The sequence below is a fragment of the Paenibacillus mesotrionivorans genome (genome assembly GCF_046098205.1).
Lineage (GTDB): Bacteria > Bacillota > Bacilli > Paenibacillales > NBRC-103111 > Paenibacillus_AR > Paenibacillus_AR mesotrionivorans.
In genome coordinates this window covers 116,334-138,692 of record NZ_JBJURJ010000013.1, presented here as the reverse complement: position 1 = coordinate 138,692, position 22,359 = coordinate 116,334, and the positions used below count along the sequence as shown (strand labels likewise).

The following is a 22,359-nucleotide window of genomic DNA, read 5'->3' as shown; positions in this document are numbered from 1 at the left end:
TTTTACATGAGGATTGCCGTAATTTCGTATTCCTTCACCGGCAACAACAAGGCATTGGCCCACAAGGTTGCCCAGGCGCTTCACGCGGATTTGATCGAGCTGGCCGAGCCCAAGCCCCGGACCATGGGCACAATTGTACTGGATATGCTGTTGAACCGGAACCCCAAAGCGCTGCCGCAGCCGGAAGCACTGGAGGAGTATGGACTCCTGCTGTTCAGCGGCCCTGTCTGGATGGGGCATGTGGCAGCGCCGCTGCGCCCGTATCTGGGGTATCTGCGGAAGCATCCCCGGCAGTATGGCTTCTTCTCCATCAGCGGCGGGGCGGACGGCGGCAATGCCAAGCTGTCCGGCGAGCTGCATAAAAGAGCGGGGACAGCCCCTGTTCTGTTGCTGGACCAGCATATTGCCGGCCTGCTGCAGACAGATGCCGCCTCCGCTCCCGCACGCAAGGATACGTCCGCTTACCGCCTGACGGAGAAGGATGTGGAGGCCTTGGCCGGTCCCGTCATCACGGCTTGCAAGCAAGCGATGTAGTCGTATTACGTCTGGTTCAACTGGCGGGTGAGCCGTTTGGCTCCCGCCAGTTGTTGCTTTCCGCAGCCTGGAACGCCTCGTGGATCTCCTCCGCCAGTTCGGAGGCCATCTTGACCGCGTCCGCCCCCTCCGAGGAATGGAGGATGGCGGTGTAGTCGATGCAGACGGCATCGCAGCCTGCCCGTATGTATTCCGCAGCCTGAGCTCTTACCGCCCCGCCTGCGGCGATAAGTGGGATATGCCCCAGCTCCGCCTTAATCTCAGCGGCATAGGCGGGTCCTATGGCCGCGGCCGGAAACAGCCGGACACCGCCGGAGCCATACTTCCAGGCCTTCATAACCTCTGTGGGGGTAAGTGCGCCGGGATACACCGGAAGCCTTGCCTCCCGCCCGAATTGAATCACCTTCTTGTCGATCCCCGGTGTGCACAGAAAGGCTGCACCCGCCTCCAGCGCCGCCTTGGCATCCGCCACATCCAGAACCGCGCCTGCGCCGATCAAGGCTTTCTTGGGAAGCTGCTTCTTCAAATCCCGGATCAGATAATACGCGCCTACCGTATTCAAAGGGATCTCCATGGCATGAATGCCGCCTTCATACAGCCAATGGGCTGCAGCTGCCAGCCTGTCCCTGTCCACTCCCCGCAGGGAGGCGATTATTCCCGCTTTTTTCAGCAATTCTCCGCCTTCTCCACGTTCCATCGTCCCCATCCTCCCTATTATGCCGGATGTATGTCCGGGATGACCCCATGATACCACTCCTCCGGACTTTTTTCACTTTCATGGAGAAATTCTTCTGTTTCGTGTGTCAAAATTTCAGATTGCACTTATAATGGAAGTACATTAGGCGTATGACCAGATGCTGGAGGCGGCCCACATCTTACGCGTAGAGAAATGGGGGAGTACACCGGTGATCGTCCAAATCAGCGCGGCAGTTGCAGCAGCCGCATTTACAGCGCTCGTCATTTATCTCATTACTTTTATTTTGTCGGCCAAACGGCTGATGGTGGAGGCCAACAAAACCTTATCCTCCATCCAAGGTGAGCTGGCATCCGTCAGCAAACAAAGCACCGAGCTTATGGCGGCCAGCCGCCAGCTTATCGAGAATGCGGATGATAAGCTGCATGCGTTTGACCCTGTAGCCCGTTCGGTGAAAACCGCAGGAGAGGCGCTGGAGCAGGCCTCGGCCTCGGTGAAGCAGGTTTCCGCCGCCGTTTCCCGGACAGCCTCGGGTGCGGCCAAGGCCAAAAGCCAGCAGCGGCTGGGCGAAGCGCTGGAGCTGGTCTCCACGGGGCTGCAGCTGTGGCAGAAGTGGCAGGATGCCAGGAACGCCAGGCAACAAGCGAAGCAAGAATCCAATACGGACACGAAAGGATGATTAGTAATGGCAGAAAACAATTCAGGGAAGAATTTTCTTATCGGCGCTGTGGTAGGAGGCGTGCTGGGGGCAATAACGGCTCTGGTGCTGGCGCCTAAGCCCGGCAAGGAGCTGCGGGAGGACATCTCCCAGCAGGTAGACAAAATCAGCGGCAAAACAGTGGAGCTGGCAGGAATCGTCAGCGACAAAACCACGGAGCTTGCTAAGGTTGTCGGCGCCCAAAGCGTAGAGCTGGCGGGCAAAGCCAGAGATGTGGCTACCGTGATTGCAGATGCGGTGACAGAGGTTGTGGCCGACGAGGTCAGAGCCTGGAAGGAATCCCACGCCGCATTGCCGGAGACAGCTCCTGCAGCCGAAGAAGGGGATAAGGCGGAGGAAGAAGCCCGTTTGGTCTCCGTTTCGGCAGAAGTGAAGTAAATCCGGGCTGAGCCCGGACATCTGCGGCGGCCTTCAGTCCTAATGGGCTTGAGGCCGCCGGCATACATAACGAAGGAGGACAAGCATGGCGGAGGAAAAAACGCAGTCGGGGTTTTCGGGCTATTCCGGTAAAAGCGAGATGGAGCGCACGCTTCAGGCGGGTTTGCAAGGAGCCCCGAGGCTGAAGCGTGAGGAAGTTTCGCATTATCTGGGCGAGTTCCGGGAGCGGGTTCTGCGGGTTCTGACGAAAAGCCAGGTAGGGGAGTCCATTCTGTACCGGGAGATTGAAGAGGCGGTGAAGCACCCGAAGGCCAAGCTGATGGTGCTGCAGGGGGGACAGATGGAACAGGCGGTCTCCAAGTACCAGAAGCTGGCGGAGGCAAACGGGATTATCGTAACTTACCGCCGGGATGAGGAATTTACCGGGGACATCGGGCTGGTGGTGGCGTCCGGGGATGCGGTGGATATGCCGGAGGTGGAAGTGGAATACAGGCAGGAGCGCCTGGCCAAAAAAGGGCTGACCGAGCAGCTGATCCGGGCTGCCGGCCAAGCGGTGTGCAAGGACTGTTATGCCCGCATCCGCGAGGCCGCACCGGAGGAGCTGGAGCATTACCAGCAGATCAATCCGTTAAGCCGGCTGTTCGGGGAGAAGTGCCCGGGCCACGAATAACGGGTCTACCACTTGGAGGGGTCGATGGTGTTGATGTCGATACCCTCCCAGATGTTCTTGATGGAGATGGAAGGATCCTCGAAGGCCAGCCAGGCGGTGGGCAAATACCGCTCGCCGTATTCGCTGGACGGTTTGTTGATGATCTGGTTATCCTTGACCAGCACGGTGGAGGAGCCGCCGTCCAGGTTGGCTGCGATAATCGCGCCGCGCTCCAGGAACATCTGCTGGAGCTCATACAGAGTGACGCCGATGCTGTGGGTTTGCCTGCCGTCGATAACGGCGAACATGATGGTGCCGTCGGCGGTTTGGGCCATGGCGGTGCGCGGGGCGACGCCCCAGCCCTCCGCGGCGCTTTTGATGGAGCCTTCGCCGTTTACGATGAAACGGGGGGAGAAGGTCACTGCCTCGGACATTTTCATTTTTAGCAGCTCTTCCGCCGAATATTTGCCTGCGATCATTTTGCCGTCGGCGTCAATCCCCACCACGTGCAGCTTGGTGGTTTTGGCTGCATCCAGATAGAAGATTTTTCCTCCGGACATGACGATACCGGCAGGCTGGAAGCCGTTGCCCTTCCATTCCGGATCGGCAAAGCCGCCGCCGTTCACACCGGCCAGGGCGCCGGTCCGCTTCACCATGGAGGAGACCTTTTCACCTTTGTCCACCTTGCCCGGGACCACAATGCGCAGCTTCTTGGGATCATGGACATGCAGGATGTATCCCTTGTAATAGCCGTAAGCGCCTTTGCCCTCTACCTCCTCCACCTCGATCGGCTCTTTGTTGACCTTATCGGGTTGGACGGATGTGACGGCCGGGATGGCGGGAGCCTGGACAATGGGGGTCTCGGCATATTTGTCGAAGCGTTCCCAATACGCGTCCACGCGTTTCTTTAATTCCGCCTCACCTACCAGGTATTTGCCCCAGTGGCGGTGCTGGGTGGTGATGAGGGTATCCACCATAATATTGCGGTATTGGGTTCCCCAAGGTGTCAGATAGAACCAGGCGGCGAACCCGGCGGCCAACACAAAGCCGATGATGCTGGTCCGTGCCAGGATACGCAGGAAAGGGTGCCGCTTCTTCTTCCGGGCGGCGCTGTGATTCACGCTCCGGGCCTGGCCGGGCGTTTGGGGTGGTGCTGGGGATGGCATTAACGTTGTATCCTCCGATCTATCCTTGAATAACCTGAACATTCAACTACTATACGGCGGAGGGCCGCCAAAGGTTGCAGCCGTCCTACTCCCGGCGGGAGGGGCCCATGTTCAGTTGGTAATGACGGTAATCCGTGGGCGCCTGACCGTACCACTTTTTGAATTGCTTCGAGAAATAGAGAGCATCGGGAAAACCCACCGACGCCGCTACCTGCTCCACCGTCAGGGGATCGCTTAGCAAGAGCCGTGCCCGCTCCATCCGGATTTTCAGCAGGAACTGCATAGGGGACAGGCCTGTATGCTGCTTGAACATTTTGGACAGATGAGTGCGGTGGTAACCTAAGGTTTGCGCCAGCTGCTCGATGGAGATCTGCTGGGAATACTGCAGCGTCAGCCAGCGGATGGCCTGCTCCACCTGGCGGGTAATCTGCGCTTCCGGCTCAGGATCACTGGTTTCGGTGCGCTGCCGGTTGCCCACCAGATCTGCCAGGATCAGTCGAAGCCAGCCGGAGGCCTGCAGATCGCAGGAGGGTTCGCCCTTGCCAAACACACGCTCGATCCGGCGGAACAGGGAGCAGGTTTTGGAGCTGTACGCGTTCTGGATCACCGGCTTCTCTGGAGTGATATCCAGCCGGGCCAGCAGCTCGTCCACCTGGCCGCCCTTATAGCCGGTCCAGCGGTAGGCCCATGGGGATTGCGGATCGGCATCGTACCGGACCAGTTCACCCGGGTAGATAAAAAAAGCGGCTCCTGCCTCAAGCAGGTATTCCTTGCCCCGGCAGTGAAAAACCCCTCTCCCGGACAGGACGTAGTGGAGCAGGTGATGGCTGTGCACCAATGGCCCCACCTTGTGGTCGGCGGAGGTTTGGGAGTGACCGCTGAACAGCACGGACAGCTCGTCCCTGGACGGGTACGGGTTAATCGCCACACCATAATTCAGATCCATGGTAAACCGCCTTTCTTCGCATCAGGAAACGGGAAGCGGCTGCCGCCGCAAATGTGCGCCTGCCTGACCGGACTTCTTCTATCATGATGCAGGAACAGAATCAAGAAATCAAGATTCGATTGGAATCAACAACCATGAGGAGGAGTACCTGTGAATCGTTTCTGGAAGGACAATGCCCTGCAGCTGGCTTGGGTGGTGGCGCTGGTGGCCACCTTGGGAAGCCTGTATTTTTCGGAAATTCTGGAGTACAATCCGTGCAAGCTATGCTGGATTCAGCGAATTTTTATGTATCCGTTGGTGATTCTTCTCGGCATTGCCGCCGTCAAGCGGGACAACAAAATTACTACCTATGTGCTGTCCTTGAGCATACCCGGGGGATTGGTGTCCCTTTACCATTACCTGTATGAAAAAACGGACTGGTTCCAAGCGGCCTCCAACTTTTGCCGGGAGAACCCCTGCGACATCGAATACATCAACTGGCTTGGCTTTATTACGATCCCGTTTTTGGCGCTGACGGCCTTCATTCTCATCACCGTGATTTGCTTCCTTCTGCGTCGTGCTTTGCGCAAGAACGACGGACTACATTTCTCCATGTAAAAGTGGCTTCCTTCCATAGTGAAAAGGCTTCGGCTGCGGTATAGTAGACCTATAAGGGCTACCGGCCGGAGCCTATTTTTCCATCTGGAGGGTGTTTATTCCTATGTCCAAAATTACGTTTCTGGGAGCAGGCAGCACCGTTTTCGCCAAGAATGTGTTGGGAGATTGTATGCTGACCCCGGCTTTGCAGGATTTCGAAATTGCCCTGTTCGATATTGATCCGGAGCGGCTGAAGGATTCGGAGAATATGCTGCTGAACCTGAAGGGGACGCTGAACAGCGGCTGCCTTGTGAAAGCGTATACCAACCGCAAGGAGGCACTCCGGGGCGCCAAGTATGTGGTGAATGCCATCCAGGTGGGCGGTTATGAGCCCTGTACGGTGACCGACTTCGAGATTCCGAAGAAGTACGGGCTGCGCCAGACCATTGCGGATACCCTGGGCATCGGGGGGATTTTCCGGAATTTGCGCACCATTCCCGTGATGATGGATTTTGCGGCGGATATGCAGGAGGTTTGTCCAGACGCGTGGTTCCTGAACTACACCAACCCCATGGCCGTGCTGACCAATGCGATGAATACCATGGGCGGCATCAAAACCGTCGGCCTCTGCCACAGCGTGCAGGTATGTGTGCCTCATCTGTTCCGCGATCTGGAGATGGACGATTCGGGAGTCCAGTGGAAAATCGCAGGCATCAACCATATGGCCTGGCTGCTGGAGGTTACCAAGGACGGCAAGGATCTGTACCCGGAGATCAAGGCCCGGGTCCGGGAAAAGCAAAAAACGGTCCATCACGATATGGTCCGCTACGAAATGATGCAGCGCTTCGGCTATTATATTACCGAATCCTCGGAGCACAATGCGGAGTACCATCCGTATTTCATCAAACGTAACTATCCGGAGCTGATCGAACGCTTCAACATTCCTCTGGATGAGTACCCCCGCCGTTGCGTCAGCCAAATTGAGCGGTGGAAAACCATGCGGGAGGAAATGGTCAACAACAAGAACCTGGAGCATTGCCGTTCCCGGGAATATGCCTCCTTCATGCTGGAAGCCATGGAAACCGACCAGCCTTACAAGATCGGCGGGAATGTGATGAACACGGGGCTGATCCCCAACCTGCCCAAGGAAGCCTGCGTAGAGGTGCCGTGTCTGGTGGACAAAAGCGGCATTACACCTACCTATGTCGGCGATTTGCCGCCGCAGCTTGCAGCGTTGAACCGCACCAACATCAACACTCAGCTGCTGACCCTGGAGGCGGCGCGTACGCTCAAAAAGGAGCATATCTACCATGCGGCTCTCCTGGATCCGCATACCTCTGCCGAGCTGTCCATCGACGATATCGTCGCCATGTGCGATGACCTTATCGCCGCCCATGGAAGCTGGCTGCCGAATTTCAAATAAGCCGCCTTGCGGCACCGCGTTTGGTTTGGCTGACCGCATAAATGTTAAAACCCCTGACCGCCCAGTGGAGCGGCTCAGGGGTTTTTAAGTATCTTCAATTCCTGGACACGCTCCAGCTGCTCCTTTATGCAGCCTCGTTTTGCTTTTCATCCACGGGAACTCCGCCTCTCCGTGCATCCGAAATGCAAAAGTGCATCTATTCTGCTGGATCACCGCTTCTATCTGCACCCCAAATGCAAAAGTGCAGCTATTATCCGCCGAGGGTTCCATGTTGCTTCCATCTGAGGGAAATAACTGCACTTTTGCAGGATAGACCGGAAAAACCAAGGTTTGTTTAATAAATACATGCACTTTTGCATTTCGGAAGAGGCTGGAAGTAACGCTCCTGCGTACGCGGCCCTCTTAGGTTTTTCCAATCTGATCCAAACCAGGGTGTGTCTGAAAACCTTGAGGGGAGCAGATTATTTTGAATCTTTGTTCCGGGCAAAAACACTTTTGTGAAGGTGTACCGGGGGGACGTCAAGCATCAGTAACGCCGCATAGGGCGAACAGGGGGTTCAAGGATGCCTCATGCGGGCTGTTCAGACAGACGTTATCCTACCTTAGTCGAACTGGATGGTCCAAGCCTCCTGCATTCTGCGCAGCTGGACAATTTGGCCCGTGTGAAACAGGTCATGGGGGAGCCAGCCGATGAGGTAGTCCAGCAGTGTCCCCTCACCAAAGGGGCGGCTTAAGTCCTCGTCCGTCAAAGCGCCGAGAGCCTTGCGCAGTCTGGCGGCAACCTCCTCCGTCCGCTTCAGGCAAGCCTGCCAATCCGCCTCATCGGCTTCCGGATTTTCCCCGAAGGTGTCCAGATTGGTGTTGGCCTTGGGCGGATTCGGGGTTTCCTCCAGCTTGTAGGCCAGCCGTTCATTATAAAAATTCAAATGATTGACCAGCTGGCGGATGCTGTTCCCCTGGGAAGCCGGCTTCCATACAGATTGCGCCGCTGTGGTTCCTTTCAGGGCAGACTCCAAATTGACGCACCAGCCGCCTTCTGCATTCCAGCTTTGGTCCCGCATGGCAAGCAGCATGGACAAACGGTCATGAGACATAAATGATTTCCTCCCGGCTTTTGAATTGGTATAGTGGTGTGTAGAAACATATGCACGACATTTCTGTAACTATCTAAATAGGGATAAGGTGGTTACTTGCAATATCACTTTATCATAGGGAAAACCTTCCTGCAAGCGGAAACATTACATATAACCGTTCTATCCGCAACAGGACGAGAGGATGAGCAAGGTTGGACATGTTATGGCTGGATTTTTTGAATACGGATTATCATGACTGGAGAGGTACGGGGAAGGATGAGGACCGGCTGGAGCGAGTGGATATGGTGAACCGGTTGCTGGATACGTGGCAGCTGTCCGCTGCCTTCCCCCTGTCTCCCCTGGAGCTCAAGGAGATGCGGGAGCTGCGCCAGTGGCTCAGGCAGCTGACGGAGCGGCTGGTCCGCGGGGAAACACTCACATTGGAGGACCTGGATAAGCTGAACGGTTATATGGAAACCTTCTGCGTATCGTACCGTCTGGAGGTGGAGGTATCCGAAAATAGCGGCCATGAGGCCTGTCCCCCTTACCGGCTGGAGGAGGAGCGGCAGGGACAGGGCTGGGCGGAGGTGCAGGGGGCTGTGGCTGCATCGTTCGCCAGGATGCTGGCTCATAACGAACCCGGCCGGATCCGGATCTGCGATAACCCCGATTGTTTGTGGGTGTTCTATGATGATACCCGCAGCAGGACCAAACGTTTCTGCGACGATACCATGTGCGGCAATCTGATGAAGGTGCGCCGGTTCCGGGCCAAACGCAAGCCGGAAACACCGTGAATCGGGTCCCATAAACAGGAATTTCCTCGGAGCATGTCGAATGGGTTAGCGTACAACTCCAAGAGACAGGAGGAAGCTCATTATGCCAAAAGCCCGTTATGTGGCTCTTACTGCAACTGCCATACTGCTCGCCGCTGCCGCATTATCTGCCTGCTCGGAGGACCAGGCTGCACCGGGGACCACCTCTGCCGCTTCGGTTGCCCCGTCTGCGCCGGTCGCCTCCGCTTCTCCGGCAGCTTCTGCCTCTATTGCCGCTACCGCTTCGCCTGTGCCGACGCCCACTGCGGCTCCGTCTGCTTCGCCTTCTGCGGAAGCCGCTTCTCCGTCACCAAGCGCAGCTGTTACCCAGGCTCCATCCCCTTCCGCGGCTGCCAAACCAGCCGTTTCCGCTCCTGCGGTAAAACCGGGCAAGGATACCAAGGCCTATTCCTGGTATTACATGAAGAAGAAGGACCATCAGGTCCCCGGCTTCCCCGGAGAGGTAAAGGACCTGTCCCCCAACAAAAAAGCGGTATGGGTAGGCACCGGCAAAACCGTTTACTTGACCTTTGATACTGGCGGTCCTATGGGCGAATCGGACAAGCTGCTGCAAATTTTGAAGGACAATGATGTGAAGGTCACCTTCTTTTTGGTGGGCTACAATGTGAAGGCTTATCCCGATTTTGCCAAAAAAGTAGTGGAAGAGGGCCATACCATCGGCAACCATACCATGACCCATAAGGATATGACTGAAATTTCCGAAGAGGCGGCCATGAAGGAAATCGATGATTTTGCCGCTTTGATCAAGGAGACCACAGGCAAGCCGGTGGCACAGGTTTTCCGTTTTCCTTACGGCAAATACAGCATGAGGCTGTTGGATCTGGTCAGTGAAAAAGGCTACACCTCCGTCTTCTGGTCCACGGCCATGCGGGATTGGGAGCCTCGGGCAGGCGGGGCGGAGGAGCCTTACAACGACATCATGAACGGCTTGCATGAGGGCAACATCATTTTGATGCATCAAGGTTCGGAGGAGAATATAGAAGCACTTGATCGGATCATCAAGGATGTGAAGAAAGAAGGGTATTCCTTCGGCACCCTGGATGAGCTGATGCAATAAAGCCTGTTGAGCCTGTCTACGCGTTTATGCGGTACCTTTTGGCGGGGGCGTTCATATCCTGAAGAAGGGTTATAACGCTGTAAACTCACCTTATAGGCAAAGGATGCGTGTATCCGTGCAGCAGGCCATAGCGGTATTGGACTCGGGTGTGGGGGGATTGACGGTGGCCAGCGAGATCATGCGCCAATTGCCCAAGGAGGAAATCCTCTACTTCGGCGACACGGCCCGTGCCCCGTACGGCCCCCGAACACCCGGTGAGGTATTGATGTTTACCAGGCAAATCATTGATTTTCTGCTGCTTTACCGTCCGAAAATGATCGTGCTGGCCTGCAATACGGCAACTGCTGCAGCCCTGGCCCCGCTTCAGGCCTCCATTGCGATACCGGTGGTGGGCGTGATCCAGCCTGGGGCACGGGCAGCCATCAAACATTCCAGAACCCGGTCCGTCGGTGTCATCGGCACCACGGGAACCATCCGCAGCGGCGCGTACGAAGAAGCCCTCCGGCGAATCGCTCCGGACATCGATGTGGTCAGCCTGGCTTGTCCCTCCTTTGTCCCTCTGGTAGAGGAAGGCCGCTACCAGTCGGAGGAAGCGCAGCTGGCCGTGTACGAAGCACTTGCCCCGCTGCGGGGGTTGGCGCTGGATTGCCTGATTCTGGGCTGCACGCATTATCCGTTTTTGCGTTCCTACATCGCGGAATGTATGGGCAAATCGGTGGCCCTGATCAATTCTGCAGACGAAACCGCACGGGAAATCAGCACGATCCTCTATTCGCAGCATCTGGAGAACCGCAGCCGGATCAAACCCCGGCACCGGTTTTTCTGCAGCGGGTCCCATTCCTTGTTCCGCACCATAGCCGAATCGTGGTTGGGCATTCCGGTTCCGGTGTCCCGGGTGGATATGCCCGTCATCCAAATGGTCAATCCTTAAGCGGCTGCCGGAAGGCGGCGGCATATCCGCACACAAAAAAAGCAAGGGCGTAATGGCCCTTGCTTTTTTTGGTGAACTGAGCCGATGCGAGGCAGCGGCCGGCTAAGCCGCAGCTGGATGTGTGATGAGAGCCTTGAAAGCGGCAGCGCAGGTTCTAACGGAAGCCAACGCTCTTTTTTGCCCGAATAGCGGCTCCCACTGCCGTTAGATTCCTTAAGCGTTCACGCGAGACTCCGGCTCAGGCTCCAGCATCACTCTCCATCGCCACGCCAGGGCCCGTCGGCATTTAGGGTCCTGAGCTCAGACTGCCGATTTTATAGCCGCCTCCGCTTTTTTCGAGGGAGACATAGAGTGTGCGGTTCCTTAGCCAGCCTTCCTGATCCAGCTCGCCACCGCCGGCGACCACAAAGCGCTCCGTTTCTGCCAGGGTATCATATGTGACCACAAAATAGACATTGCTGTCATTCTTAAAAATCCGTAATTCCTGATGGATTTGAAAATTCTTGATTCGTTGTTCAGGCGGCACGGAGGCAAGGGTTTCTTTATCCAAATATGCCGTAAACAGTTCCCGTACCATGGGCTTCAGCCGATTAAGTTCTTCCTCGGTCATATTCTGCAGACCAGACTCCGAACCGCCGACTCCGTCCAGCAGCATCTGCTCCAGCCGCTTCAGATCCCGGCCCAGCTCGGACAGATCCCCGTAGCGGGCGAAGTCCGTTCTGTGGAAAGTGTAGGAGACGGGATACGCCTGCTGGTCCAGCACGTTCCCGGACATGTCCGGACGGAAGGAGAAGGTAGCCTGCTCCAGATTGTCTATCATGCTGAAAAGCACCAGGGCATTGCTGCGCATGACCTTGCCGAATCTGGTTGCGGGATCATCCAGAGGGATGCCGTGGTTGCCTGCAGGCCCGCTGGATGCGGGATGGGCTGCTTCGTAATACAAGGTGAGCCCGTAAGGCTGCGCCGTTGTCTGCAGGGCCATAAATCGCTGCATGAAATTCCGGTGGGGGACGGGCAATCTGCCTGAAATCTGGGAAACCCGACTATTGTTGCCCACATAAGGCGTCCGGTAGTTTGCGATACTTTCCAGCGGATACAAGGAGCGGATACCTTCCGGGCCAGGGTCGGAGGTGTATTCGCTAATCACCCAGACCAGCCTGTCATCCGAAGCAGAGTAAACAAAGCTTACGGCGATGCCATTCTCCTTGTCCTCGTAACGGGCGGACTTGAGCTGCTGTCCCCGGTCATACCAGGACCTGGGGGCTTCACCCAGCCGGTCTGCTACCTGGGACATCGTGGTCACAACCGGCCCGGAGCCTAACTCCGCCTTCTCCATAGTGAAAAAAGGCATGGTAAAGCCATTTTCATAGACATCACCGTGAATACCGGTGATCCGGCCGTCCGCTCTGATTTTGAGCATAATCTGCTGGGCCACGTATTGGTATTTTTCGCCCAAGCTCTGCTTTGTGGCTTCATCCGCCTCGAAGAATTGGGACGTATCGATATCTGCAAAACGTTCCCCCAGCTGCACATTGTGAATGCTGAATTGGGCGAAGCCATACTCGTAACGGTTCACCTCCGGCTGCCGCTGGTACCCCAAAAAGAATGCGGCGGCAGCGGCAACAGCCAAAAGCAGTACCCCCAGCTTCACGGAATTCTTCCGCGCCCCGGATCTCATAATGGAGACCAGACGCTCCTTCAGGTCACGCCCCTCCCGGGTCATTGCGCCCAGCATGGAGGAGTGCCGGCCCCCCGGTGAGGCGGCAAGGGCGATCAGGGTTTCGCCGTAGCCTTGTTTGTCGGACGGACTCATGTGGCGGACTACAGCTTCGTCGCAGGCAAGCTCGCAGAGGCGGTCCATATGCCGGGCAGCCCAATATACCGCCGGGTTGAACCAATGCAGGCATACTGCAAGCTGCACCAGCCATTTGACCGGCAGATCCTGCCTGCGGCAGTGGGTCAGCTCATGAAGGAACATGAACCTCAACTCCCGGCTGGCCCAGTTCCCTTCCGGGAGCAGCACCGCCGGGCGGATCAGGCCCATAATCATGGGGGTCGTCACGAAGGGGCTCCGGTAAACGGGAACAGCCTCCCGGATGCCCAACTCCCTGCGGCATTGGTTCAGCACCTCAATCACGGCCGGAGCTGATTCTGGGCGGCTGTCCTGCAGAAGCAGACGTCTGTACCGGCGGTAGGCGGCGGCTTTCCAAGCCAGCATCACCACTGCGCCGGTCAGCCAGCAGGCCTGAAGAATATCCGCGAGCCCGGACCAGTCCCACGAGTCCGCTGGTGCAGCTTCACCGGGGCTGGAAGGTGCTGCTTCCGTTCCTGGGCGCACTGACGTCTGCCCGGCCTCTCCGGCGGGAGTCAGGCTCTGCGCCTCCGTCCCCGGTGCCAACCCAGGCTGAGTGCCGGTTGCAGAAGGCAGCGGGGAACCCGGATTCTCTCTTTGCTCAGACATCACCGAATGCCATACCGAGGAAGCGCCATTGGCCAAGGCGGTCATTCCATTCATCTCCGGCGCCGCCGGGAACAGAAACCGAAGGATAACCAGGATCCAGATGCCGTATTGGTACGAATAGGAGATCCGTCCGCGGAACCAGGGGGTGGCAGCCAAAACGGCAACAGCCAGGAGGGTTCCGGAGATGGAGAGGGACAGCCAGCCGGACAGGAGGTTATTCATCCTGCCCCTCCACCCGGAACAGCTCCTTCAGCTCCCGGATGTCCTTTTCGGTCAAACGTCCCCCCTGGTACAGCGCGGCTACCATATTTTTGGCGCTGCCCTGATACAGCTTATTCACCATTTCCTCCGTTTGGGCGGCGGTATATTCCTGTTCCCCCAGGTTGGCGGAATAATACAGTACCTCCCGTTTTTCTGCGGAAAGCACTCCTTTTTCCTGGAGGCGCCTGACCAAGGTGAGGATTGTGGATTTTTCCCAGCCCTTGGCGGTTTGCAGCCTGCGGCGGATTTCCGTGGAGGAAACGGGGGAGTTGTGCTCCCACAGAATATGCATAACCTCCAGCTCGGCAGGTGATATTTTATCGGATAAGGACATGATAACTAACCTCCGGTTTTGAGTTTACAACTGTAGACTACTCAAGTCTACAACTGTAAACCACATCTGTCAATCCAATTGTAGCGCCCATTTCCCTCCCCTTCATCCTCGCTACCCCCGCTAAGCGTCGCTCATTTCCGTTAGCGCGCCACGGCAGCGGATTTCGGCTCCTAAGAGTCGCTGAGTACCGTTAGCGCACAGGGGGCCGAACGACATAAAACCCTCCAAACGCTAACGGAACTCAGAAGCGCTTAGCGGCCGAAAACAACCCCATTTGAGTTGTAACGGAACTCAGCCGCTCTTAGCGCCCATTTTGCTCCCCTTCATCCCCGCTACCCCCGCTAAGCGTCGCTGAGTTCCGTTAGCGCGCCATGACGGCGGATTTTGGCTTCTAAGAGTCGCTCATTTCCGTTAGCGCAGAGGGGGCCAAACCGCATAAATCCCTCTAAACGCTAACGGAACTCAGAAGCGCTTAGCGACGAAAATCAACTTCAGCATCGTCCTACCCAACAGAGTTTTCTGATTGGGGGAATGTTTTAGGGGGTGTCCCCATATACCTCTTACCAAACAGCATATGGAGAGGGGTTGGTTCCATGGTGACTCGCGCGGTGAATCCGGGGGAGCCGTTTGGGTGGAAAGAGTACGAAGCGGCTGCCGCGAGTCTGTTGGAGCGGTATCCGTTTATTCAGTACGAGAAAATCGGGCGCAGCGTGCTGGACCGGGAGCTGGGGGCGTTTCAGATCGGGCGGGGCTCCCGGGAAATCCATTACAGCGGCGGCATGCATGCCAATGAATGGATTACGTCGCTTGTATTGATGGCTTTTTTGGAGGAGCTGGCAGAGGCGGAGGCGCAGGACGGACAGCTGCACGGGGTGCAGGTCAGACCGCTTCTGAACAACGTCAGCTTGTGGATTACCCCCCAGATGAATCCGGACGGGGCGGAGCTGGTCATCCGGGGGCTGCCAGCAGAGCCGGCCGTGGCGGAGCGGCTGCTGGAGTGGAATGGGGGCAGAACGGATTTCCAAAGCTGGAAAGCCAATGCCAACGGTATTGATCTTAACGACCAGTTCCCTGCCCATTGGGAAAAAGAAAAGGCCCGCCGGGATGCGGCAGGACCGGGACCCCGGGATTACACCGGAGATGCGCCGCTCACCGAGCCGGAGGCTGTTGCGTTGGCCCGGTTTACAGCCGCCCGCAGCTTTCAGCTCCTGATCGCCCTCCATACCCAAGGACGGGAAATCTATTGGAACTACCGGGATCTGGAGCCGGCGGAATCCATTGTCTGGGCGGAGCGCTTCCGCAAAGCCAGCGGCTATATTCCCGTGAAGCTGGAGGGTAGCGATGCGGGCTACAAGGACTGGTTTATTCAGGAGTTCGGCAAGCCGGGCTTTACGGTGGAAGCGGGCTTCGGAGTAAATCCGCTTCCCCTGTGCCATTTCGCCACCATCTATCAAGAGGTATCGGCGATTATGCTGGAGGGAATGAAGGAGCGGCATTAATTAGATTCTATAATCAAATGAACTACTCGTAACAGGAATCGTCCCCGTACGTATCCATTTAATAGCCTGTAATACGAGGGGCGATGAATTGTTAGCCGTTACTTCATCAAGAGCGAGCCAAATAGCCCCGTTTGAATCTTGTCCTTCAAACGATTCAATCGTATTCGTTATTTCTTCTGAATCAACATCAACTTCATATAAAATTGCAATATGATGTAAATTTTCTACTATGTTATCTTGTAATGTCCACATTACAGTAAAATCACAAACCCCGATATTATTAAGCTTTCTAACTGTATGCCCTGTTTCTTCTCGGAGTTCTCTTGTGATTCCTTGCTCTAAGGTCTCCATCTTTTCTAACCGACCACCAGGTAAATCATATTTTCCTGTGTAGGGACCTAGGATTTTTCGAATAACTAAAAGGCAGCTATCAGCCACACAAATTCCATAAACCCCCATATGACGATAAAAATTGTCGTTTATGTCAGCCATCCTACCCTTCCCCCAAACGATTTCAATTAAGCTTATTATCTTACATTAATGTCAGGTTGTTCAGCCTAAAAAGTTGACTGTCGAAGTGGAATCCCCTTGTACGGGATTGTATAAAACTTCTACGAATCGTTTTAAGTTCCTTCAAATTCATAGGAATGTATGTCCCAAAATTTAAAAGCCGCATGGAAAACGTCATGTTTTCTGTCCGGCTTTTTTGGCGTCGATACCGGATTAAAGAGGTCTTTCTCCGTCTCTGGACAGAGATATAAATCCGCCTGAAGCGCGTTGTTCCCGGTGGTGAGGTTTCTTACAATGGGAACATACAGAACATATGCCCTCGAAGGGTTTACATTCCGTTTACATGACGTGATTATGATGAAATTATAAATAAGCTCACAGAGGTGATGGGAATGAAAAGACGGTATAGCCTCGATAACACCGCGAAGCTCTATCCAGCCATAGCGGAGAAGAAAAACTCTTGCGTGTTTCGCATCTCGGCCGTGTTGACCGAAGGCGTTGATCCGGATGCGCTTCAGCAAGCTGCAGATATAACCATCAAGCGCTTCCCCACGATGGCGGTGAAATTGAGGAAAGGGCTGTTTTGGTGCTCCCTTCATGAAAATAACAATCCGCTGACCGTGCGCAAAGAATCCGCTTCACCCTGTTCGCCGATTATGGGAGTCAAAGAAGACAATGGCTATCTGCTCCGAATCCTCTATTTTGGACGGCGGATTACACTGGAATGTTTCCATGCGCTGACAGACGGTATGGGAGCGATGGAATTCTTGAAGTCGCTGGTCTATCGATACCTGCTCTTAACCGGAAAGGAGGTTCAAGATGAGGGGGTGCTTCTGCTGCCGGAAAACCCTCCGGAGCCTCAGGAAGAGGAGGACGGGTGTGTAAGGTATTATCAAAAGCACGCCAAGAAGGCAAAGCTGGAGGAACGCAAAGCCCACGCTATTCAGGGGACGGTTCCGGAAGACCGCAAGACGATGGTCATTCACGGCGTTCTTCCGGCATTGCCGCTCCGTGATTACGCCCGCCGGCATGGAACCACCATAACGGGATATTTAGCCGCTGTTTTTGCCCAAGCCATTCTGTCATCCGGCTCGCAGCAGGGTCGAAGCCCTCATCCGGTCCGGTTAGTCGTCCCCGTTAATCTCCGGGGGATGTTCCCGTCCAAATCACTCCGGAATTTTGTCACCCAAATCAGTGTAAGTCTCCCTGCAGCGTCCGGTCAAACCATTGACGACATGGTGGAATCCGTAACGGCGCAAATGAAAGCCTCTGTAACCGAGGAACATTTATCCGGCAAAATAGCTGCATATGTCGGGTATGAAAAAATGCTTGTTGGACGAATGGTTCCGTGGTTTATCAAAAAGATGGCAATCAGCCTTGTCTCCAAGCGGGTTTACCACGCAACAACCGCACTTTTTACCAATCTGGGAGATGTGAAGCTGCCCAAGTCTATGGAGCCGTACATAGAGATGATCGAGGTGGTTCCATCTCCCAAAAAAGCGGCTTCCATCAATTGCGGCATCTGTTCCGTCGGGGGCAATCTGAATATCGCTTTTGCGGGTAATATTGCGGAACCCGATGTCATCGAACGTTTTTTTGAGCTGGTTTCCCAACAAACAGGCTTAGAAGCCGAGCTGTACTCCAACGGTTGGCTAAAATCCGACAAGCATTCAGCCGTCGGGCGCAGCCTCTATCCGCCTTACACAGCAGCATCCGAACAGAGCGGGGGAGTCCGGCCAATTCCGGTCAAGGCTTAAGGAGTTGTGTCCATTATGAAGAAAAGGGGGGGACCCGTGATGAACATAGGACTCTTTACCGACACCTATTATCCGCAGATCAATGGAGTGGCAACCTCTGTTTGGATGCTGAAGGGAAATCTGGAGAAGCTGGGGCATACCGTCTATATCTTTACCACCACCGACCCTGAAGCCCCGGCGCACGAACATCATGTTTACCGGCTGCCCAGCATCCCCTTTGCCGGCGCAAGACGGATCGGATTATTCTACCATCCGGAAACCGCAAGGAAAGTCAGAGCGTTGCGGCTCGATTTGATCCATACCCACACGGAGTTCTCCCTTGGAATTTTTGGGCGCAGGATAGCCCGTTCACTGGGGATTCCAACCGTCCATACCATGCACACCATTTACGAGCATTACACCCACTACATTGCAAAAACCGGCACGTTGGATGCTGCCGCCAAAACCCTCGCCCGGAAAATGAGCCGCCACTTTTGCAATACGGCTGACGCGGTGATTGCCCCCACAGAAAAGGTGGAGGAGATGCTCCGGGTGTACGGTGTGGGAAACCGGATTGCTGTGATTCCCACCGGGATAGAGCTGGATAAATTTGCTCCTGCCAGGTACAGTGACGCTGAAATCACAGCGGCGAAAGCGGAATATGGGCTTGTGGATACGGACAGGGTGCTTCTTTATATCGGGAGAATCTCCAAAGAAAAAAACCTCGTCGAAATTCTTCAGGGACTTAGGGATTATTTGCCCCGGCATCCCAACGTTAAATTCCTCCTGGTCGGAGACGGTCCGGACAGGAAAAACCTGCAATCGCTCACCCATTCCCTTGGAATGGAGAGCCAGGTTATTTTCGCGGGAGAAAAGCCATGGGAGCAGATTGGCCTTTATTATCAGCTGGGGGATGTATTTGTCAGTGCCTCACAGAGTGAAACCCAGGGATTAACCTTCATTGAAGCCCTTGCTGCAGGGCTGCCCCTGATCGCCAGGGCCGATCCTTGCCTGGAACAGGTGCTCAACCACGGGGTGAACGGCTTTGTATTCGAGGATAAAGTCGGTTTCCTCAGCGCCTTGGAGTCGGCTATGTCCGGCGATATCATCCTACAGGGCATGTCCAAGGCAGCCGTCCGTTCGGCAGTGCCTTTTTCCGCAGAGACCTTTGCGCGGAGCGTAGAGGGGCTGTATAAAGAAACGCTCTTGTACAAGGAGGAAGCCCATTGCTTACCCTCAATATGCGATCATCAGCAAACCGTGTGAAAAGTCAGGGGGTGGGCTCCTGTTATGATGAGCAGGTGCGCCTGATGCGGGAGGGTTTGGCCGGCTTCATCGTCTCGGAGAATAAAAAAGGGCGTTTTGACCTGGTGCATTATCACACGGTAAACCTCCGGTATTATGTGGAGCGTCTGCGAAACCGTCATTCGACTGTTGGGATCGGCTACGTGCATTTTTTACCGGAAACCCTGGAGGGAAGCCTGAAGCTGCCAGCATTCACAAGGAAAGCCTTTTACAGATATGTGCTGGCCTTCTACAATAGCATGGACTATCTGGTTACGGTGAATCCGTATTTTGTCGAGCGTATCCGTTCATATGGAATCGACCATCCGGAAGTGCTTTTTATTCCTAACTTTGTTTCCTCCAAGAGCTTCTACCCAATGAGCGCTGAAGTGAGCGTGGCCTCGCGGAGCGAGTACGGTATCCCTTCACATAAGTTCGTTGTACTGGGTGTGGGACAGCTGCAAACGCGCAAAGGGGTATTTGATTTTGTGGAAACAGCCAAAATGCTGCCTGAGGTTCACTTTGTTTGGGCAGGCGGCTTCACCTTCGGTCGGATCAGCGACGGGTATGAGGACATTAAACGGCTTCTTGTCCATCCGCCGGCAAACGTGACTTTCCTCGGCATATTGGATCGTGAGAAGATGCCTGCCGTCTATAATATGGCGGATATGATGTTCCTCCCGTCCTACGAGGAGCTGTTCCCCATGGCGATCCTGGAGGCGCTTTGCTGTAAAAAACCCGTATTGGTAAGAGACATTCCCCTTTATCGCGACATCCTGCTGGATTACTGTATGAAAGGCCGGAGTACAGACGAATATGCCTCGTTTATTAAAGAACTTGCAACGGATGCCGCTGCATATAACCGGTGGTGTGAACAATCATGGGAATGCCACCAGATGTATTCGGAAGAAAGGCTGCTGCGGCAGTGGACGGGATTTTATCAACATGCGTACACCAAAGGACGTTTTAAAGATGGCGGAAAAGAGAATAACACTTAAAAGGGTGTTTCATGTAATATCTATGGCAGGACTGCTTCTGACCGTTATTTTGGTTGTTTACGGATGGCATACCGGCATGTTGACTTCTTTGGATATGTTGAAGAGCACTGTCCATAAAACCGGAGCCTGGGGCCCGGCAGTGTTTGTACTCCTGCAAATCGTCCAAGTGGTTATACCGATCCTTCCCGGCGGCATCAGCTTATTGGCGGGGGTTATGATATTCGGTCCTGTAGCAGGATTCGTGTACAACTATCTCGGCATAGCTGTTGGATCGGTAATCGCCTTCTTATTGGCACGAAGGTTGGGCGGGGCTTTTTTGCAGAGTGTTTCCTCCCAAAAGGTGTATGATACATGCATCAGGTGGCTGGACAAAAAGAACCGCTTTGAACCGTTCTTTGTCCTGGCTATTCTTCTGCCGGTAGCTCCCGATGACCTTCTGTGTATGGTGGCAGGACTTACAAAAATGAAACTGGAAAAATTTACAATGATTATTCTGTTATGCAAACCATTCTCTATTGCCGCATACAGTTTTGGCATTTCTTCCTTCACAACTTGGATTGCCACTGCCGTTTAATTGAAAAGAACAATAAGAGGTGAAATCATATGAAAACCAAACTCATTGTGGATAGCTGCTGCGATATGCCCGATTCCATGAAGAAGGAAATGGGCATAACTGCTGTACCCTTAACTTTGATGCTGGGAGAAAGAGAATTTTTGGACGACGAAGCCCTGCATTTACCTGAATTTATGAAAGCCATGAAAGCCTGCACGGACAAGGTCGGCTCTGCTTCTCCATCGCCCTACCGGTATGCCTGTGCCATGGAGGAAACTCAGGAGTCCTTTGTGGTAACCCTGTCAAGCAAGCTGTCGGGGTCATATTCAAGTGCCATGCTGGCAAAATCCATGGCGGAAGAAAATGGGGCCAACACCTATGTTATTGATTCCAAAAGTGCTTCTGCGGGGCAGACGCTGATCGCTTTAAAGCTTCATAAGCTGCTGGCGCAGGGTCTGCCCAAGGAGGAAATCATAAACGCCATTCATCACTTTATTGATCATATGAAAACCTTCTTTGTCCTGGAGCGGTATGACAATCTCCAAAAGAATGGGCGGCTGAATAAGCTGTCAGGAAAAATAGCCCATCTTCTGAACATCAAACTGATTATGGGTGCGGATGGGGAAGGAAGTATTGCCCTGTTTGACAAACCTCGCGGCACAGCAAAGATGATCGAAAAATTGCTTTCCTATATTGAAAAAAGCGGAAAGGACACCGCCGGTGAAAACATCGTGATTGCCCATTGCAACAATCCCGCCCTTGCAGAAAGGCTTGCTGACGCAATAAAGAATAGATTTCGTTTTTCTGATATCCATGTTGTGCCAACGGGCGGAGTCAGCTCTCTGTATGCCGATGAGAAGGGGATTATCATGGCGTTCTAAGGAAAGGAAAGCCCCAGAAAGGAAGCGCCGACTTGAATAAAATCATAGTGGTAGACGATGACCCGCATTTCCGGGAATTGGTGAAGGTGGTATTGCAGACAGAGGGTTTTTCCGTCCATGAAGCTGCCGATGGTCTCGATGCCCTTTCCAAATTGGAAACGGTAAAGGCGGATTTGGCTATCCTGGACGTGATGATGCCGCATATGGACGGCTTTGAGCTGTGCAGGGAGCTTCGGGAACGCTTCAATATTCCCTTGCTTATGCTCACGGCAAAGGGAGAAACCTCGCAAAAGGTAAAGGGCTTTCAGTTGGGAACGGATGATTATCTGGTGAAGCCCTTTGAGCCCTTGGAGCTGGTGGCCAGGGTGAAGGCCCTGTTAAAACGGTATCAGATTATCGCCTCCCAGAATGTTCAAGCCGGGAAATTGGCCATGAACCAAAAAAATTACGAAGTGACGGCGGGTAATGAGAAAATCACACTTCCGCTTAAGGAATTTGAGCTTTTGTTTAAACTGGCCGGGCATCCCGGACGTACCTTCTCCCGTGATGCGTTGATTGAGGATATATGGGGCTACGATTTTGAGGGCAACGAGCGGACGCTGGACGTGCATATCAACCGTCTTCGCCAACGCTTCCCGGAAGAGAAAAGCGCCATTAAAATTACCACCATCCGGGGCTTGGGCTACCGCTTGGAAGTGGACCCATGAAAACGGACAGGTTCAGGTTCATCCGTTTTGCAGAGGGCGCTGTATCGGAGGTAGCCGGAGTTATAATCTGTTTTGCCGCCGCATTTGCCATCGTAATGACGGTGGGATGTATCCTCCTTTTACTTTCGGGCCGGGAAATCATAAACGGTGAGATTTT

The 22,359-nt window shown here is 54.5% G+C and carries 23 protein-coding genes; 16 read left to right on the top strand and 7 right to left on the bottom strand.

The window, feature by feature from the left end; translation table 11 throughout:
* Positions 1-6: 6 nt before the first annotated feature.
* Positions 7-534, top strand: coding sequence for a flavodoxin family protein (locus tag ACI1P1_RS19545; RefSeq protein WP_416218128.1), 528 nt, complete (start codon positions 7-9; stop codon positions 532-534).
* A 16-nt stretch (positions 535-550) separates the two neighbouring features.
* Here ACI1P1_RS19545 and ACI1P1_RS19540 read toward each other — a convergent pair whose 3' ends face one another.
* Positions 551-1,231 (bottom strand): bifunctional 4-hydroxy-2-oxoglutarate aldolase/2-dehydro-3-deoxy-phosphogluconate aldolase, encoded by a 681-nt coding sequence (locus tag ACI1P1_RS19540; protein ID WP_416218127.1) that lies wholly within the window; start codon positions 1,229-1,231, stop codon positions 551-553.
* A gap of 157 nt (positions 1,232-1,388) precedes the next feature.
* Between ACI1P1_RS19540 and ACI1P1_RS19535 the strand changes: the two genes are divergently transcribed.
* The 3 genes from ACI1P1_RS19535 to ACI1P1_RS19525 all read left to right on the top strand — a co-directional run bounded on the left by ACI1P1_RS19535 (position 1,389) and on the right by ACI1P1_RS19525 (position 2,994).
* Positions 1,389-1,907 carry a DUF948 domain-containing protein gene (locus ACI1P1_RS19535; protein ID WP_416218126.1) on the top strand — a complete coding sequence of 173 codons (519 nt, stop codon included), beginning with the start codon at positions 1,389-1,391 and terminating at the stop codon, positions 1,905-1,907.
* A gap of 6 nt (positions 1,908-1,913) precedes the next feature.
* Positions 1,914-2,324, top strand: coding sequence for a YtxH domain-containing protein (locus ACI1P1_RS19530; RefSeq protein ID WP_416218125.1), 411 nt, complete (start codon positions 1,914-1,916; stop codon positions 2,322-2,324).
* Positions 2,325-2,409: 85 nt separating this feature from the next.
* Entirely contained in the window at positions 2,410-2,994 is a 585-nt protein-coding gene (locus ACI1P1_RS19525; protein ID WP_416218124.1) for a DUF1694 domain-containing protein, read from the top strand.
* Between the two features lie 5 nt (positions 2,995-2,999).
* Here ACI1P1_RS19525 and ACI1P1_RS19520 read toward each other — a convergent pair whose 3' ends face one another.
* Together ACI1P1_RS19520 and ACI1P1_RS19515 are read right to left on the bottom strand one after the other, a co-directional pair.
* Complete coding sequence (locus tag ACI1P1_RS19520; protein WP_416218123.1) at positions 3,000-4,139, bottom strand: phosphodiester glycosidase family protein; 1,140 nt, start codon at positions 4,137-4,139, stop codon at positions 3,000-3,002.
* A gap of 85 nt (positions 4,140-4,224) precedes the next feature.
* Positions 4,225-5,085 carry an AraC family transcriptional regulator gene (locus ACI1P1_RS19515; RefSeq protein ID WP_416218122.1) on the bottom strand — a complete coding sequence of 287 codons (861 nt, stop codon included), beginning with the start codon at positions 5,083-5,085 and terminating at the stop codon, positions 4,225-4,227.
* 150 nt (positions 5,086-5,235) lie between these two features.
* Here ACI1P1_RS19515 and ACI1P1_RS19510 point away from each other — a divergent pair, with 150 nt between their 5' ends.
* A complete protein-coding gene (locus ACI1P1_RS19510) occupies positions 5,236-5,682 on the top strand; it encodes a disulfide oxidoreductase (RefSeq protein ID WP_416218121.1) in 447 nt (148 codons plus the stop codon).
* A 103-nt stretch (positions 5,683-5,785) separates the two neighbouring features.
* On the top strand, positions 5,786-7,084 hold the full coding sequence (gene melA, locus ACI1P1_RS19505) for an alpha-glucosidase/alpha-galactosidase (protein WP_416218120.1): 1,299 nt from the start codon (positions 5,786-5,788) through the stop codon (positions 7,082-7,084).
* Positions 7,085-7,686: 602 nt separating this feature from the next.
* Here the strand turns inward: melA and ACI1P1_RS19500 are convergent.
* Complete coding sequence (locus tag ACI1P1_RS19500) at positions 7,687-8,178, bottom strand: DinB family protein (RefSeq protein WP_416218119.1); 492 nt, start codon at positions 8,176-8,178, stop codon at positions 7,687-7,689.
* Between the two features lie 197 nt (positions 8,179-8,375).
* Between ACI1P1_RS19500 and ACI1P1_RS19495 the strand changes: the two genes are divergently transcribed.
* The 3 genes from ACI1P1_RS19495 (at position 8,376) to racE (ending at position 10,978) form a co-directional block, all read left to right on the top strand.
* A complete protein-coding gene (locus ACI1P1_RS19495) occupies positions 8,376-8,951 on the top strand; it encodes a CGNR zinc finger domain-containing protein (RefSeq protein ID WP_416218230.1) in 576 nt (191 codons plus the stop codon).
* Positions 8,952-9,033: 82 nt separating this feature from the next.
* Positions 9,034-10,047, top strand: a complete 1,014-nt coding sequence (locus tag ACI1P1_RS19490) for a polysaccharide deacetylase family protein (protein WP_416218118.1) — start codon at positions 9,034-9,036, stop codon at positions 10,045-10,047.
* Between the two features lie 115 nt (positions 10,048-10,162).
* A complete protein-coding gene (gene racE, locus ACI1P1_RS19485; RefSeq protein ID WP_416218117.1) occupies positions 10,163-10,978 on the top strand; it encodes a glutamate racemase in 816 nt (271 codons plus the stop codon).
* 286 nt (positions 10,979-11,264) lie between these two features.
* Here the strand turns inward: racE and ACI1P1_RS19480 are convergent, their stop codons facing one another.
* Together ACI1P1_RS19480 and ACI1P1_RS19475 are read right to left on the bottom strand one after the other, a co-directional pair.
* Entirely contained in the window at positions 11,265-13,661 is a 2,397-nt protein-coding gene (locus ACI1P1_RS19480) for a M56 family metallopeptidase (RefSeq protein WP_416218116.1), read from the bottom strand.
* Positions 13,654-14,034, bottom strand: a complete 381-nt coding sequence (locus ACI1P1_RS19475) for a BlaI/MecI/CopY family transcriptional regulator (protein ID WP_416218115.1) — start codon at positions 14,032-14,034, stop codon at positions 13,654-13,656. Before ACI1P1_RS19475 ends, ACI1P1_RS19480 begins: the two co-directional genes overlap by 8 nt.
* A 593-nt stretch (positions 14,035-14,627) precedes the next feature.
* Here ACI1P1_RS19475 and ACI1P1_RS19470 point away from each other — a divergent pair.
* Positions 14,628-15,533 carry a M14 family metallopeptidase gene (locus ACI1P1_RS19470; RefSeq protein WP_416218114.1) on the top strand — a complete coding sequence of 302 codons (906 nt, stop codon included), beginning with the start codon at positions 14,628-14,630 and terminating at the stop codon, positions 15,531-15,533.
* Here the strand turns inward: ACI1P1_RS19470 and ACI1P1_RS19465 are convergent, their stop codons facing one another.
* A complete protein-coding gene (locus ACI1P1_RS19465; protein ID WP_416218113.1) occupies positions 15,534-16,025 on the bottom strand; it encodes an NUDIX hydrolase in 492 nt (163 codons plus the stop codon).
* 482 nt (positions 16,026-16,507) lie between these two features.
* On the opposite strand from ACI1P1_RS19465, the gene ACI1P1_RS19460 reads away from it, so the two are divergent.
* The 6 genes from ACI1P1_RS19460 to ACI1P1_RS19435 are packed head-to-tail and all read left to right on the top strand — an operon-like array spanning position 16,508 to position 22,202.
* Positions 16,508-17,800, top strand: coding sequence for an alcohol acetyltransferase (locus ACI1P1_RS19460; protein WP_416218112.1), 1,293 nt, complete (start codon positions 16,508-16,510; stop codon positions 17,798-17,800).
* Positions 17,801-17,839: 39 nt separating this feature from the next.
* Positions 17,840-19,045, top strand: coding sequence for a glycosyltransferase family 4 protein (locus ACI1P1_RS19455; RefSeq protein ID WP_416218111.1), 1,206 nt, complete (start codon positions 17,840-17,842; stop codon positions 19,043-19,045).
* The gene (locus ACI1P1_RS19450) at positions 19,006-20,061 is read left to right on the top strand and encodes a glycosyltransferase family 4 protein (RefSeq protein ID WP_416218110.1); all 1,056 of its coding nucleotides are present in this window, start codon (positions 19,006-19,008) and stop codon (positions 20,059-20,061) included. Before ACI1P1_RS19455 ends, ACI1P1_RS19450 begins: the two co-directional genes overlap by 40 nt.
* Positions 20,036-20,635: a TVP38/TMEM64 family protein gene (locus ACI1P1_RS19445; RefSeq protein WP_416218109.1), complete on the top strand. Its 600-nt coding sequence runs from the start codon at positions 20,036-20,038 to the stop codon at positions 20,633-20,635. The genes ACI1P1_RS19450 and ACI1P1_RS19445 overlap by 26 nt, the downstream gene beginning before the upstream one ends.
* Before the next feature lie 29 nt (positions 20,636-20,664).
* On the top strand, positions 20,665-21,495 hold the full coding sequence (locus ACI1P1_RS19440; protein WP_416218108.1) for a DegV family protein: 831 nt from the start codon (positions 20,665-20,667) through the stop codon (positions 21,493-21,495).
* 32 nt (positions 21,496-21,527) lie between these two features.
* A complete protein-coding gene (locus ACI1P1_RS19435) occupies positions 21,528-22,202 on the top strand; it encodes a response regulator transcription factor (protein WP_416218107.1) in 675 nt (224 codons plus the stop codon).
* The last annotated feature ends 157 nt before the right edge of the window (positions 22,203-22,359 follow it).

Excerpts from the sequence above, each read along its gene's own strand:
- ACI1P1_RS19545 (WP_416218128.1), top strand. The coding sequence starts at position 7 with ATGAGGATTGCCGTAATTTCGTATTCCTTCACCGGCAACAACAAGGCA.
- melA (WP_416218120.1), top strand. The coding sequence starts at position 5,786 with ATGTCCAAAATTACGTTTCTGGGAGCAGGCAGCACCGTTTTCGCCAAG.
- ACI1P1_RS19440 (WP_416218108.1), top strand. The coding sequence starts at position 20,665 with ATGAAAACCAAACTCATTGTGGATAGCTGCTGCGATATGCCCGATTCC.
- ACI1P1_RS19475 (WP_416218115.1), bottom strand. The coding sequence starts at position 14,034 with ATGTCCTTATCCGATAAAATATCACCTGCCGAGCTGGAGGTTATGCAT.
- ACI1P1_RS19540 (WP_416218127.1), bottom strand. The coding sequence starts at position 1,231 with ATGGAACGTGGAGAAGGCGGAGAATTGCTGAAAAAAGCGGGAATAATC.
- ACI1P1_RS19530 (WP_416218125.1), top strand. The coding sequence starts at position 1,914 with ATGGCAGAAAACAATTCAGGGAAGAATTTTCTTATCGGCGCTGTGGTA.
- ACI1P1_RS19520 (WP_416218123.1), bottom strand. The coding sequence starts at position 4,139 with ATGCCATCCCCAGCACCACCCCAAACGCCCGGCCAGGCCCGGAGCGTG.
- ACI1P1_RS19500 (WP_416218119.1), bottom strand. The coding sequence starts at position 8,178 with ATGTCTCATGACCGTTTGTCCATGCTGCTTGCCATGCGGGACCAAAGC.
- ACI1P1_RS19525 (WP_416218124.1), top strand. The coding sequence starts at position 2,410 with ATGGCGGAGGAAAAAACGCAGTCGGGGTTTTCGGGCTATTCCGGTAAA.
- ACI1P1_RS19445 (WP_416218109.1), top strand. The coding sequence starts at position 20,036 with ATGGCGGAAAAGAGAATAACACTTAAAAGGGTGTTTCATGTAATATCT.
- ACI1P1_RS19465 (WP_416218113.1), bottom strand. The coding sequence starts at position 16,025 with ATGGCTGACATAAACGACAATTTTTATCGTCATATGGGGGTTTATGGA.
- ACI1P1_RS19535 (WP_416218126.1), top strand. The coding sequence starts at position 1,389 with ATGCTGGAGGCGGCCCACATCTTACGCGTAGAGAAATGGGGGAGTACA.
- ACI1P1_RS19490 (WP_416218118.1), top strand. The coding sequence starts at position 9,034 with ATGCCAAAAGCCCGTTATGTGGCTCTTACTGCAACTGCCATACTGCTC.
- ACI1P1_RS19495 (WP_416218230.1), top strand. The coding sequence starts at position 8,376 with ATGTTATGGCTGGATTTTTTGAATACGGATTATCATGACTGGAGAGGT.
- ACI1P1_RS19515 (WP_416218122.1), bottom strand. The coding sequence starts at position 5,085 with ATGGATCTGAATTATGGTGTGGCGATTAACCCGTACCCGTCCAGGGAC.
- ACI1P1_RS19470 (WP_416218114.1), top strand. The coding sequence starts at position 14,628 with ATGGTGACTCGCGCGGTGAATCCGGGGGAGCCGTTTGGGTGGAAAGAG.
- ACI1P1_RS19455 (WP_416218111.1), top strand. The coding sequence starts at position 17,840 with ATGAACATAGGACTCTTTACCGACACCTATTATCCGCAGATCAATGGA.
- ACI1P1_RS19480 (WP_416218116.1), bottom strand. The coding sequence starts at position 13,661 with ATGAATAACCTCCTGTCCGGCTGGCTGTCCCTCTCCATCTCCGGAACC.